General features: G+C 71.7%; 12 protein-coding genes and 1 pseudogene. 5 read left to right on the top strand and 8 right to left on the bottom strand.

Annotated features, from left to right (window positions below):
• Window positions 1–205: 205 nt before the first annotated feature.
• The 6 genes and pseudogenes from G9H72_RS18330 to G9H72_RS18310 all read right to left on the bottom strand — a co-directional run bounded on the left by G9H72_RS18330 (window position 206) and on the right by G9H72_RS18310 (window position 5,780).
• The gene (locus G9H72_RS18330; protein WP_166173856.1) at window positions 206–1,378 is read right to left on the bottom strand and encodes a glycerophosphodiester phosphodiesterase; all 1,173 of its coding nucleotides are present in this window, start codon (window positions 1,376–1,378) and stop codon (window positions 206–208) included.
• A 520-nt stretch (window positions 1,379–1,898) separates the two neighbouring features.
• On the bottom strand, window positions 1,899–2,030 hold the full coding sequence (locus G9H72_RS22650; protein ID WP_269205358.1) for a hypothetical protein: 132 nt from the start codon (window positions 2,028–2,030) through the stop codon (window positions 1,899–1,901).
• 47 nt (window positions 2,031–2,077) lie between these two features.
• Window positions 2,078–2,341, bottom strand: a pseudogene (locus G9H72_RS18325) (inorganic phosphate transporter); the annotation flags it as partial.
• Window positions 2,342–2,455: 114 nt separating this feature from the next.
• The gene (locus G9H72_RS18320) at window positions 2,456–2,929 is read right to left on the bottom strand and encodes a SixA phosphatase family protein (RefSeq protein ID WP_166173826.1); all 474 of its coding nucleotides are present in this window, start codon (window positions 2,927–2,929) and stop codon (window positions 2,456–2,458) included.
• A 35-nt stretch (window positions 2,930–2,964) separates the two neighbouring features.
• Window positions 2,965–4,155 carry an esterase-like activity of phytase family protein gene (locus G9H72_RS18315; RefSeq protein ID WP_166173824.1) on the bottom strand — a complete coding sequence of 397 codons (1,191 nt, stop codon included), beginning with the start codon at window positions 4,153–4,155 and terminating at the stop codon, window positions 2,965–2,967.
• A 32-nt stretch (window positions 4,156–4,187) separates the two neighbouring features.
• The gene (locus tag G9H72_RS18310; RefSeq protein ID WP_166173822.1) at window positions 4,188–5,780 is read right to left on the bottom strand and encodes an alkaline phosphatase D family protein; all 1,593 of its coding nucleotides are present in this window, start codon (window positions 5,778–5,780) and stop codon (window positions 4,188–4,190) included.
• 268 nt (window positions 5,781–6,048) lie between these two features.
• Between G9H72_RS18310 and pstS the strand changes: the two genes are divergently transcribed.
• The 4 genes from pstS to pstB are packed head-to-tail and all read left to right on the top strand — an operon-like array spanning window position 6,049 to window position 10,174.
• The gene (gene pstS, locus G9H72_RS18305) at window positions 6,049–7,212 is read left to right on the top strand and encodes a phosphate ABC transporter substrate-binding protein PstS (RefSeq protein ID WP_166173820.1); all 1,164 of its coding nucleotides are present in this window, start codon (window positions 6,049–6,051) and stop codon (window positions 7,210–7,212) included.
• Between the two features lie 50 nt (window positions 7,213–7,262).
• On the top strand, window positions 7,263–8,324 hold the full coding sequence (gene pstC, locus G9H72_RS18300) for a phosphate ABC transporter permease subunit PstC (RefSeq protein ID WP_166173818.1): 1,062 nt from the start codon (window positions 7,263–7,265) through the stop codon (window positions 8,322–8,324).
• On the top strand, window positions 8,321–9,385 hold the full coding sequence (gene pstA, locus G9H72_RS18295) for a phosphate ABC transporter permease PstA (protein WP_166173816.1): 1,065 nt from the start codon (window positions 8,321–8,323) through the stop codon (window positions 9,383–9,385). Before pstC ends, pstA begins: the two co-directional genes overlap by 4 nt.
• A 12-nt stretch (window positions 9,386–9,397) precedes the next feature.
• Entirely contained in the window at window positions 9,398–10,174 is a 777-nt protein-coding gene (gene pstB, locus G9H72_RS18290; RefSeq protein ID WP_166173814.1) for a phosphate ABC transporter ATP-binding protein PstB, read from the top strand.
• Between the two features lie 68 nt (window positions 10,175–10,242).
• Here pstB and G9H72_RS18285 read toward each other — a convergent pair whose 3' ends face one another.
• A complete protein-coding gene (locus G9H72_RS18285) occupies window positions 10,243–10,644 on the bottom strand; it encodes a nuclear transport factor 2 family protein (protein ID WP_166173812.1) in 402 nt (133 codons plus the stop codon).
• 78 nt (window positions 10,645–10,722) lie between these two features.
• Here G9H72_RS18285 and G9H72_RS18280 point away from each other — a divergent pair, with 78 nt between their 5' ends.
• Complete coding sequence (locus G9H72_RS18280) at window positions 10,723–11,526, top strand: MerR family transcriptional regulator (protein WP_166173810.1); 804 nt, start codon at window positions 10,723–10,725, stop codon at window positions 11,524–11,526.
• An 83-nt stretch (window positions 11,527–11,609) separates the two neighbouring features.
• Here the strand turns inward: G9H72_RS18280 and G9H72_RS18275 are convergent, their stop codons facing one another.
• Window positions 11,610–11,756 (bottom strand): hypothetical protein, encoded by a 147-nt coding sequence (locus tag G9H72_RS18275; RefSeq protein WP_166173742.1) that lies wholly within the window; start codon window positions 11,754–11,756, stop codon window positions 11,610–11,612.
• Window positions 11,757–12,321 lie beyond the last annotated feature (565 nt).

Below are 12,321 nucleotides of genomic sequence, written 5' to 3'. Positions count from 1 at the left end.
CGTTGCTCAACAGAACCATCGTCCGGACTTGTGCGACTTCTCCCGGCGCCAGCCCTTAGGGGAGCCTAACCTACTGGCCGCGGTCCGACCACCCCCGACGATGACCACGGGCCCTGCCGGACGACACCCGGTGTCGCCTGACAGGGCCCATGGTCGTCGCTCTTCCGAGGCCCGCGCCCCGAGCGGGACGCGGGCGGCCGACGGGTCAGCCGCGCGGCGTCTCCGCCTGCGGGTGGGTGACGCCGTGCTGGTAGCCGAGGAAGTCCTCGCGCGCGGCGTACGCCAGGTCCGGCTGGTCGGCGAAGATGCCGTCGACGCCGGCCTCGTACAGGTCCTCGAACTCGGCCAGCACGTCGCCGTACGCGGTCGGGTCGGTCCCCTTGCGGTACTGCACCGGCAGGAACTGGTTCTCGGCACGGACCGTGTAGGGCACGACCTTCAGCCCGGCGGCGTGCGCGTCGGCGACGAGAGCGGACGGGGCGCCCGTCGTGCCGTTGGCGGCACGCGGGTAGATCTGCGACTTGTCCGGGCCCACGACGTCGGCGTACTCCGCGACCTCGCGCAGGCCCTCGGCCGATGTCATCTGGGCGTACGTCTGCGGGTCGCCGGAGACGACGTGGTCGTACGGCCGCCCGGCCGCGCTGGTCAGCTGGACGAGGCCGACCTTGACCCTGAACAGCTCGTGGAGCTGGCGGAGGTTCGACTCCTCGAACGACTGGATCCAGATGTTCTTGTTGCGCTTGTCGATGTTGCGGTCGCGCAGCTCCTTGACGAGGGGCTCCTCGAGCGAGAGCCCGATGGAGTCGAAGTACGTCGGGTGCTTGGTCTCCGGGGCCACGCCGATGTCGCGGCCGGTCTCCTTGGACGCGCGCTTGGCGAAGTCCAGGACCTCACCGAAGGTCGGGATGACGTAGCGGCCGTCCAGCGCGGTGTTCTCCTGGCGGACGGCGGGCAGCCGCTCCTTCGCCCGCAGCGTGCGCAGCTCGGCGAGCGTGAAGTCCTCGGTGAACCAGCCGGTGATGGACGAGCCGTCGATGACCTTCGTCGTGCGCCGCGACGCGAACTCGGGGTGGTCGGCGACGTCGGTCGTGCCGCTGATCTCGTTCTCGTGGCGCGCAACGAGGACGCCGTCCTTGGTCGACACCAGGTCCGGCTCGATGACGTCGGCGCCCTGGCGGACGGCAAGGTCGTAGCTCGCGAGCGTGTGCTCGGGGCGATAGCCGGAGGCACCGCGGTGGCCGAAGACCAGCGGCGCGGACACCGACGTGCCGGTGGCGTTGACGTTGGCGTCGGCGCTGACCGACACGAGCGCGACCGGCGCGGCGATCGCGGGCACAGCGGCCAGCGCGACCACCGCGCGGCGGCTGAGGGAGGGCATACGCACGAAGGCTCCTCGCGGCGCGCTCGCACGGCCGTCCCTCGACCGCGGCGCCACCGACGCGCACAGCGAAGCGACATCCGGTGAACGCAGGTCGCGTAGGAGAAGAACAGAGCCTGAATCACGGTTGGCGCGTCCCACACGCGCCAGCCCGGACAGGTACGCCTGCGCCACCGCCTCCAGGTCGAGGTCGTTCGCCCGCCCGGCGAGACGCTGGAAGGGCAGCCCGCCGCGCAGCGCGACGAGGTCGGGCGGCACGGCGGGCGGGACGTGAGGTCGCGGGCTGCGCTTCGGCCTCGCGCCGATCGCGGACGTCGAGGCCATCGACCCGGGCGAGCCAGGCCGGGCTCCTCCCGCGGCCGGTGGCGTGCGTGCCGGAGCGCCTGCGGCCCTCGTGCTCGGAAAGCCCGACCAGGCCCAACGGGAACACCGCCACGAGGCCGGCCCCGCCGAGCAGGCCGGCCAGCAGCACCCGGCCCAGGGCGGCCAGGTCCACCCACTCGTCCATCCAGGCCCTTCCTCAGGCGTTGGCCGGCACCCGGGCGCGCTCGGGCGCGACCGTGCCGGTCCACTCGTCGTTGACGTTGGCGGGGTTGACCGGGGACCGTCGCGACGCCAGGTAGAACGCTGCGGAGCATGCGACGAGGAGCACGAGGACCGCGGCGACGCCCGCCGTGCCGCCGATCAGGTCGACGCCAACGGCGGGTCGGACCCCTCGGCGAGGCTGCCGTGCGCGACGTGCGCAGGCGCGATGATGCCCATCGTCCTCTGCGCGTCGTCGGTGCCATGGGCCAGCGACACCAACGAGGCCGAGCCGGTCTGGCCCACCTTGAAGCCCTTGTCGTGCACGTTCTCGGAGACGTTGGAGGTGATCCGGTACGCGAGGTACGTCCCCAGCCCCGCCACGAGGCCGGCAGCCAGCGGGGCGAGCAGCGCCGGGAGGATCACCGTCGACACGACCCCGTGGCCGTTGTTCCGGAACGGGACTACCCGGCGCCGTACGCAGGCCGAAACGGGCGTGGCCGCGGGATTCACCCGGCGTTCAGCCGGCGGCAGGGACTCGAGGCGACGAGGTGCTCACCGGGGGCTGCGCTTGACCCTGCGGGCCGAGTGGTAGCGCGCGACAGGCGCCCTCGAGGCGGAGGCCCCGACCACCCACAGCGCGCCCTTCTTCGTGGTGACGCGGCGGCGGACCTCGACGGGGCCGTCCGACTGCCAGCTGTCGAGCACCCGCTCGAGCAGCTCGCCGTGGGTGCAGAACACCGCGCCGTCGGCGTCGGGGCCGGAGAGCAGGGCCAGGACCTGGTCGAGCGGGGCGTCCGGGGCCAGCAGTCCACTGTGCTCGACCGGTATGCCGCGAGCCGCCGACAAGGGGATCAGCGTCTCCCAGCACCGGCGGTAGGGGCTGCTGAGGAGCCTGTGCACGGGAACGTGCTGCAGTGTCCCCACGACACCCAGCGCCTCCTGCCGGCCCCGGCCGCGCAGCGGCCGCTCCCGGTCCGGGAGCGGCCACTCGCGCTTCTGCCCGGCGTGCCCGTGTCGCAGCAGCACGAACACGGGCACCTTCCAGGCCTGTCGAGGGCGGTTCAGTCCGTCAGGGAGCGGTCGAGCCGCACCTTGATGAACTCGTTGTCGTCCGGCGACCCGGGGGTGCGGCCAGCCGAGCCAGGGTAGTTGTTGTCGTTCTCGATGAGCAGGGTGTGGTCGTCGAGCACGGCGATCCCCTCGATGGTCTGGAAGGGGAAGGTGAAGAACGACCCCTTCGGGCCGGCGATGCCGTTGGGGTCCGGCACGGCCATCAGGTTCACCAGCAGGGTCTTGTCGGCGTACCCGTCCTTGTCCTTGTCGCGGTCGTCGACGAGGAAGACCGCCTTGAACCGGGCCGAGGCGCCCTCGCCGTTGTCGCGCTCGAGAACGACGTATCGGTGGTCGTCCACGGCCGTGAGGTCGCCGATGGCGTTGCCGGCGCTCTCGAGCCGGTAGCGGAAGGCTATGCCCTGGAACCGCGTGTGCCGCAGGTTGAACTTGTAGACGCGCAGGTCCTGCGGGGAGTCGCCCACGACCGGGCCCTCCAGCATCGGGTAGAGCTCCTTGCCGTCCTCCGAGAGCGCCATGCCCTCGAAGCCCTTGCTGTTGGCGAGGTTCGGCGTGGCACCCGCGGGAAGGGTGGGGTCGCTCGGCGATGCGACGCCCGGGACGTGGAACGGCGCTTCGAGCACCTTGCCGTTCGCGTCGGTGTGGAGGAGCCACGGGCCGAACTCGTCCCCGAACCACAGCGTGCCGTCGGGCGCCTGGCGGAACGACTCGAGATCGAAGTCGGCACCGGTCAGCCGGCGGTCCGCACGGGCGAGCGGGAACGGCACCTTGCGGTCCGGGTCCTCGAGGTCGACCCCGAGGTCGACGACCGTCGCCTTGCCGGTGGCGTAGTCGGGCTTCACGTGCTGTACGCGCAGGATGAAGTCCGCGCTGTTGGCCTTGGTGCCGAATCCGTTGTCCGATAGCACCCAGTAGGTGCCGTCGGCCTGCGGCAGCACGCCGCTGAAGCCCTGGACCGGCTGAGCCGGGAAAGGCGTGGTGCGGCCGTTGGCCGCATTGGCGAGCGCACCACTGGGAAGCTGCTCGCCGAAGGTGTCGGCCGGCAGCACGGTGCGGCCGACCAGCTCGGCCTGCTGCAGAGAGCCGGCGGCGCCGGTCGCCGAGGGGCCCATGGCGACCGCGGCGACGCCGCACCCGAGGGCGAGCGTCGTCGTGACCGCGACAACTGAACGAGATCGCATGGTTCGTGCTTCTCCTGTCTCGGCGGTGGGGCTCAGACGCTCTGGAGCCCGGGGTTGCCGGCCTCGACCGCGAAGGAGGCCTGCGTGTAGACCGGCGCGCCAGGCGTACGGACCTGGGCCAGCGAGCGGAAGTCGGCGCGCAGCTGGGTGGGCGTGTACGTCGCGAGGACGTAGCCGCGCCGGTTGGAGGCGAACTTGATGTGCGGGTTCTCGGCGCGCACGGCGGGGCCGTACGACGGGATGTCGGTGCCGTCGCCGCCGGAGGTGACCGACGTGGTCACGAGCTCGGTCCCGACCGTCTTCGAGGAGGTGTTGCGGAAGTCGGCCTTGAGGTCGTTGGCCCACGCGGTGTGGATGTCACCGGTGAGGACGACGGGGTTGGCGACGCCACGGGTCTGGAACGCGCTCATGACCCGGTCGCGGTTCGGCTGGTAGCCGTCCCACGAGTCCATGTTGTAGACCTCGGCCGTGCCGGGCCCGAAGTCGCTGAGCGCGAAGAAGACCTGCTGGCCCAGCACGTCCCACGTGGCCGTCGAGCGGCCGAGGCCGTCGTAGAGCCAGCGCTCCTGCGCGATGCCCATGATCGAGCGGCGCGGGTCGCGGGACTGGGCGCTCGGCGCCTTCAGCCCGTCGTTGTTGGCCTGGTCGTCGCGGTACTGCCGGGTGTCGAGCATGTGGAAGTTGGCCAGCTGCCCCCAGCCGAGGCGGCGGTAGAGCTGCATCTCGGCACCCTTGGCGACCTGGGCTCGGCGCAGTGGCATGTTCTCGTAGTACGCCTTGAAGGCGGCCGCGCGACGCTGGCGGAAGTACTCCACCGAGTCGCCGGCGTTCTCGCTGATGTCGGCGGCCCAGTTGTTCTCCACCTCGTGGTCGTCGAACACGACCACCCAGGGCGCGACGGCGTGGGCCGCCTGCAGGTCGGCGTCGGACTTGTACTGCGCGTGTCGCTGCCGGTAGCCCGCGAGAGTCGTCGTCTCCGGCCCGGCGTGGTCGCGCGGGTTGCCGCCGGGGATCGTGTACGCCCCGGCGCGGTACTCGTAGATGTAGTCGCCGAGGTGCAGGACCAGGTCCGGGGTGTCCTCGGCGAGGCGGCGGTAGGCCGTGAAGTAGCCGTGCTCGAACTGCGCGCAGGAGACGACGCCGGTGCGCAGCGAGGAGACGGCCGCGCCCGCGGAGGGGGCGGTGAGCGTGCGGCCGACGGGCGAGACGTGCTCGTCGATGCGGAACCGGTAGAAGAACTCCCGGCCGGAGGGCAGCCCGGTGAGCTCGACGTGGATGGCGTAGCCGTCCTCGCGGCGGGCGTGCTTGGTGCCACGGCGGACCAGCGAGCGGAACTGCTCGTCGGTCGCGACCTGGAACTCGACGTCGTACTTGCTCGCGGTCATCCCGCCGAAGCCGTCCTCGGCCAGCGGGTCGACGGCCAGGCGGGTCCACAGGACCACGCCGTCGGCGGTCGGGTCGCCGGAGGCGATGCCGAGCAGGAACGGGTAGGCGATGCGGCCGGGTCGGGCCTTGGGGACGGCGAGGGCGGGCACCGGGGCGCCCAGGGCGCCGGCGGCGACACCCGCGCCGACGGCGGCGCCGCCCGCGAGTACGGAGCGCCGGCTGAGGGGAAGGTTGTTCATGGCGCGAACTGAAGCCCTCGGGCCCCCTGTTCGGGTTAACCCGTACGGTCGGTCAGGCGTCAGGTCGGTGACCAGTCGGGTGTGAACCCGCGATTCGGGCGCCGCACAAGGGTCGTTTCCCTGACGTACCGCTGCGTGCAACGGGCCCGTCGCCACCCCCTCGCCCGACGTTCACCCGCTGTTCACTCTCGACCGGCGATCGCGTCACCTGGCCCACCTACCGTCCTCTCCGCAACGACATGTCATCCCAGGAGAGGGACAAGAACTCGTGAAGCTCCACCGCTTCGGCCGGCTCTCGGTCGTCGCCCTTGCCGGCTCGCTCGCGCTCGCCGCCTGTGGCTCGGACGACAACTCCGACGACAACGCCGGCTCCGACGCGCCCGCCGCCACCTCCGGCAGCTCGAGCGCGCCCGACGCGGGCAGCGGCGGCATCGCGTGCCCCGCCGGCGGCGGCACGCTCAACGGCGCCGGCTCCAGCGCGCAGCAGAACGCGGTCTCCGAGTGGACGAAGGCCTTCCAGGAGGCCTGCTCCGACGTCACGATCAACTACAACGCCTCGGGCTCCGGTGCGGGCCGCCAGGCCTTCATCGACAAGCAGGTCGCGTGGGCCGGCTCGGACTCCGCGATCAAGGAGGACGAGAAGACCCAGGCGGACGCCAACTGCGTCGGCGGCGAGGCCATCAACCTGCCGATGGTCGTCGGCCCGATCGCTGTGGCCTACAACGTCGAGGGCGTCGACGAGCTCAACCTCTCGGCCGCCACGATCGCCAAGATCTTCACCGGCCAGATCACCAAGTGGAACGCGCAGGAGATCGCGGCGGAGAACCCCGACGCCTCCCTGCCGGACACCGACATCGTCGCCGTCCACCGCTCGGACGAGTCGGGCACGACGCAGAACTTCGCCCGCTACCTCGACGCCACGGCCAAGGACGTCTGGACCTACGGCACCGAGCAGCAGTGGCCGGCCGACATCAAGGGCGGCCAGGGCGCCAACAAGTCGGCCGGTGTCGCCGACGCCGTCTCCCGCACCGCCGGCGCGATCGGCTACGTCGAGTACTCCTTCGTCGAGGACGCCGGGCTCAGCGCCGCCAACGTGTCCAACGACGGGGAGAGCTTCGTCGAGCTGACGCCGGAGAACGCCGCCGCCGCCGTCGCCGACGCCGAGGTCTCGGGCACCGCCCCCGACCTGGCGCTCTCGCTGAACTACGCGACGACCGCGCCCAACGCGTACCCGATCATCCTCGTGACGTACGAGATCGCCTGCTCCGCGGGCCAGCCGGCCGCTGAGGCCAACCTGGTCAAGTCCTTCCTGACCTACACCTCCAGCGAGGAGGGCCAGGCCCTGCTCACGGAGAACGGCTACGCGCCGCTCCCCGAGGAGGTCCGCTCGCAGGTCGCGGAGACGGTTGCCGCGATCACGCCGGGTGCCTGACACTCCCTGCACCACCCCCTGAAGCGCCGTGCGCTCCCGGCCCCCCGATCATGGGGGGGCCGGGACAGCGCCGGCGCTTCGTCAGTGGAAGCATCCCTCTCAGCCCCGTCCGCCCGTCGGAGGAGCAACTCGTGGCGACACCGCCCGATCTTGATAATGAACCCACCCAACTGGGGACGACCCGGTCGGCAAGCGGTGTGCGTCTCGGGGACCGCATCTTCCGCGGCTCGTCGACGGGTGCCGGCGTCTTCGTGCTCGTCGTCATGGCGGCGATCGGCACGTTCCTGCTGGTCCGAGCGATCCCCAGCCTGACGTCCAACGAGTCGAACGTCCTCACCACGCAGAACTTCGACCCCGACAACAACGACTGGGGCATCGCCGCCCTGGCCTACGGCACGCTCGTCAGCAGCATCATCGCGCTGATCCTGGCCGTGCCGGTCGCCATCGGCATCGCGCTGTTCATCTCGCACTACGCGCCGCGGCGGCTCGCCGTGGTCCTCGCGTACGTCGTCGACCTGCTCGCCGCCGTCCCCAGCGTCATCTTCGGCCTCTGGGGCCTGCGCTTCCTCAGCGAGCACATCCTCCCGGTCGAGCGCTGGATCAACGACTGGTTCGGCTGGATCCCGGTCTTCGGCGGGAGCGTGAACTCCGCGTCCTCGCTGTTCACCGCCGGGGTCGTGCTCGCGATCATGATCCTCCCGATCATCGCCGCCGTCTGCCGCGAGGTCTTCCTCCAGGTCCCGCGCGCGCACGAGGAGGCCGCGCTCGCGCTCGGGGCCACGCGATGGGAGATGATCCGCACCGCCGTGCTGCCCTTCGGCCGGCCCGGCATCATCAGCGCGACAATGCTCGGCCTGGGGCGCGCGCTCGGGGAGACGATCGCCATCGCGCTGATCCTGTCGCCGAGCTACACCATCAACGCCAGCGTCCTGGAGATCGGCGGCTCGACCTTCGCCGCCAACATCGCGCTGCGCTTCGGTGAGATCGCCGAGACGGGCCGCAGCGCGCTGATCGCCTCCGGCCTCGTGCTCTTCCTCATCACGCTGCTGGTCAACATGGGCGCGCGGGCGGTCATCGCCCGGCGCAAGGAGTTCTCGGGGGCATCGGCATGAGCACGACCCTCCTCCCCACGAACGAGCCGGGCAGCTCGAGCCTGCTCCCCCAGACCCGCCCGCTGCCCGCGTGGCTCCCCTGGGCGCTCGCGGTGGCCGCCGCCGTCGTCGCGGCGCTGCTGGTCCTCGTCCTGGACAGCCCGCTCGCCCTCGCGGTCGTGCTGTTCGTCCCGGTCTACGCAGCCCTCGTCGCCATCGCGTCCGCGCGGATCGAGGGCCCGCGACGGGCGAAGGACCGGGTCGTCACCGTCGTCGTCTACACCTGCTTCGCGCTGGCGATCCTGCCGCTGCTGAGCGTGCTGATCACCACGATCCAGCGCGGCGCGGCCCATCTCACGCCGTACTTCCTCAGCCACTCCCAGCGGGGCATCGGCCCACGCGACGAGGGCGGCGGCATCTACCACGGCATCATCGGCACGGTCGAGCAGGTCGGCATCGCCGCGCTGATCTCGGTGCCGATCGGCCTGCTCGTCGCGGTCTACCTCGTCGAGTACGGGCGGGGCGCCCTCGCCCGCGCGGTGACCTTCTTCGTGGACGTCATGACCGGTGTCCCGTCCATCGTGGCGGGCCTGTTCATCTACACGGCCATCATGCTCGGGCTCGGCATGACACCCAAGGGCGTCTGGGGCGGCCTGGCCCTGTCCATCCTGATGCTGCCGGTCGTGGTCCGCAGCACCGAGGAGATGCTCAAGCTGGTCCCGAACGACCTGCGGGAGGCCTCGCTGGCGCTCGGTGTGCCCAAGTGGAAGACGATCGTCTCGATCGTCATCCCGACCGCCATCGGCGGCATCGTGACCGGCGTCATGCTCTCGGTGGCCCGCGTCATCGGCGAGACGGCCCCGCTCGTGCTCACGGTCGGCGCGACCGACTCGATCAACAAGAACCCGTTCGACGGCCCGCAGGCCTCGCTCCCCCTGATCATCTACGACCAGGCGTTCCGCTCCAGCCCGTACGCTCAGGACAGGGCGTGGGCGACGGCGCTGACGCTGATCCTGCTCGTGTTGATCCTCAACGTGGTCGCGCGCGGCATCGCGCGGTGGAAAGCGCCCCAGGCGCGGTAGGAGACTGGACCCATGGCCAAGCGCATCGACGTCAGCGGCTTGAACGTCTACTACGGCTCGTTCCGGGCCGTGGAGGACGTGAACATGACCATCGAGCCCCGCTCCGTGACGGCCTTCATCGGCCCGTCCGGCTGCGGCAAGTCCACCTTCCTGCGCACGCTCAACCGGATGCACGAGGTCATCCCGGGCGCGCGCGTCGAGGGCAAGGTGACTATCGACGGCGAGGACCTCTACGGGCAGAACGTCGACCCGGTCGCGGTGCGGCGCACCGTCGGCATGGTCTTCCAGCGGCCCAACCCGTTCCCGACGATGTCGATCTACGACAACGTCGCGGCGGGGCTGCGGCTCAACGGGGTGAAGAGGAAGTCCGCGCTCGACGACGTGGTCGAGCGCTCGCTCAAGGGCGCCAACCTCTGGAACGAGGTCAAGGACCGGCTCGACCGGCCCGGCGCCGGCCTGTCCGGCGGCCAGCAGCAGCGGCTCTGCATCGCCCGCGCGATCGCGGTCGAGCCCGAGGTGCTGCTGATGGACGAGCCGTGCTCCGCGCTGGACCCGATCTCCACGCTGGCGATCGAGGACCAGATCTCCGAGCTGAAGTCGAAGTACACGATCGTGATCGTCACCCACAACATGCAGCAGGCCGCCCGGGTGAGCGACACGACCGCCTTCTTCAACATCTCCGGCTCGGGCAAGCCGGGCAAGCTCATCGAGATGGCCCCGACGCCGAAGATGTTCTCCACCCCGTCGGAGAAGGCGACCGAGGACTACATCTCGGGCCGCTTCGGCTGATCCTCCCCGTCGGACGTCGCCGACGCCCGGGGTGCCCTCGTGCACCCCGGGCGTCGGCGCGTCCGGTCTCACCCCGCGGTCGAGGGGGCGATCGTCAGGGCGAGGAGGCTTCGTCCGTCACTGACGAAGGCGAAGCTCAGGACCACCACGCCTCCGGAAAAGGTCCCCTCGAGCCGCTGGGTCACCGTCCAGTGCCGGTCGCCGTCCCGGCGGGCGCCGGTGAGGGTGGTGGTGTAGCTGTACTCGGAGGAGGTGCGCGAGAGCCAGCGGGTGATCTCGGCGCGCCCGCGGTAGGTGGCCCCGTCGTCGACCACGACCGCGTCCGGGGCGAAGCAGGCCGCCGCCGCGGCGACGTCGCCCCGCAGGTGCGCGTCGAGGTAGTCCTGCACGGGCGCGGGCAGGTCGGGCGGGCCCGCTGCCGGGCCGGTCGTCGCTGCGGTGGCCTGCTGCACGGTCGTGATGTCGTCCATGGCCCTACGGTGGCGGCGCCCGCTGCGGGAGGGTCAAGGCGCCGACCCTCCCCCGGGGGGAGGGTGCAGAGTGGGGCGGTGCTGACCATCGGCGAGTTCGCCCAGCTGACCCACCTGAGCGTCCGCACGCTGCGCCGCTACCACGAGTCGGGGCTGCTCGAGCCCGCCGTGGTGAGCCCGGCCAGCGGCTACCGGTACTACGACGCCTCGCAGGTGCCCACCGCGCAGGTCATCTCCAAGCTGCGCGAGCTCGACCTGCCGCTGGCCGACGTCCGGCAGGTCCTGCTCACGCCGGACCCCGCGGGCCGCGCGGCTCTCATCGCCGCTCACCTGGAGCGGCTCGAGGAGCAGCTCTCCCGCACGCAGGCGGCCGTGGCCTCGCTGCAGCGGCTGCTGCACCCGCAGCCGCCGCGGCTGGCGGTCGAGGTACGCCGCGAGCCGGCCCGGCTGGTTGCCGCGGTGCAGGCCACCGTCGCGCACTCGGACGTGCTCGCGTGGTACGCCGGGGCCATGGCCGAGCTCGACGCGGTGGTCCCCGCCCCGGCCGGCCCGCCCGGCGGCCTGTACGACAACGCCCTCTTCACCGCGGGCAGGGGCCACGTCCTGGTGCACCTGCCGGTGGACGAGGCGCCGAGCCCCGTCGGCCGGGTGCGGCCGGTCGAGCTGCCGGCGGTCGAGCTCGCGGTCGCGGTGCACCCGGGCACACACGACACCATCGACGTCACCTACGGAGAGCTGGGCCGATGGGTGGCCGAGTCCGCCCTCGCCGTGTCCGGGCCGGTGCGGGAGACCTACCTCGTGGGCCCCCGGGACACCGCCGAGGCGGCGGCGTGGCGCACCGAGATCGCCTGGCCGGTCTTCCCGGTCGCTGGCCCGGCCTGAGCCGCTGACCAGCGGCCCGTGAGCTGCTCTGCGCGGCCGGGACGGGCGCGGGACGTGGCCGCTGCGGCAGCCCGGCAGTCGGGTCAGGGGTCCTGCAGCCCCAGCGCCCGGTCGATCTCGCCCTGGCTCAGCCGGCCGTCACTCGACGAGGCGGCGATCACGAGGTCTCCGAAGAGCTGGATCTCCGCCAGAGCCATCGGGTCCTGCACACGAGTGTCGGGCTCGGTCACGCGCAGCCCTCCCTCACGTCGCACGGCATCAACCTCCGGCCGTCACGCTAGTGCGCTTCCCGCTTCGCCACCATGACATGACCGGGTCATCACCCATCGTGGCGGAACTACTCACCAGGTGTACGCCGAACCCCGTAATTCGGACCAGGGGAGCTACCCGGACGGAGGAGGTTCCTAAGAATCTGCTGAGAGCAGGTTTAGGCGGCGAGGTAGCGTTGAAGCGTGCACCACCCCTCGGTCGAACATCGCGGATCCTTCGCCCACGCCATCTGCCACTGCGGCTGGGCCGGCCCGGGCCGTCGCGCCGTCGCCCGCGCGGCCGAGGACGCCGCCGCCCACGAGCTCCTCGCTGACGGCGCAGCGGCCCTACGCCCCGCCGCAGCCGCACTCCACGGCGTTCCGCTCGCCGGCTGACCGTGTCCGGGGGGTCGGCCTCCCGCGGCTGGGTAGGGACGGCCGGTGAGCGGGGCGCCCGCTGACCGAGCCGCCGCCGGTCGGGGCAGCGCTGGCCGGGCCGGCGCTGGTCGGGCCGGTGCTGGTCGGGCCGGTGCTGGTCGGTCACGGA

Source organism: Motilibacter aurantiacus, from assembly GCF_011250645.1.
Taxonomy (GTDB): Bacteria; Actinomycetota; Actinomycetes; order Motilibacterales; family Motilibacteraceae; genus Motilibacter_A; species Motilibacter_A aurantiacus.
The sequence above is the reverse complement of the archived record's forward strand: the minus strand, read 5'-3'. Positions and strand labels throughout refer to the sequence as shown.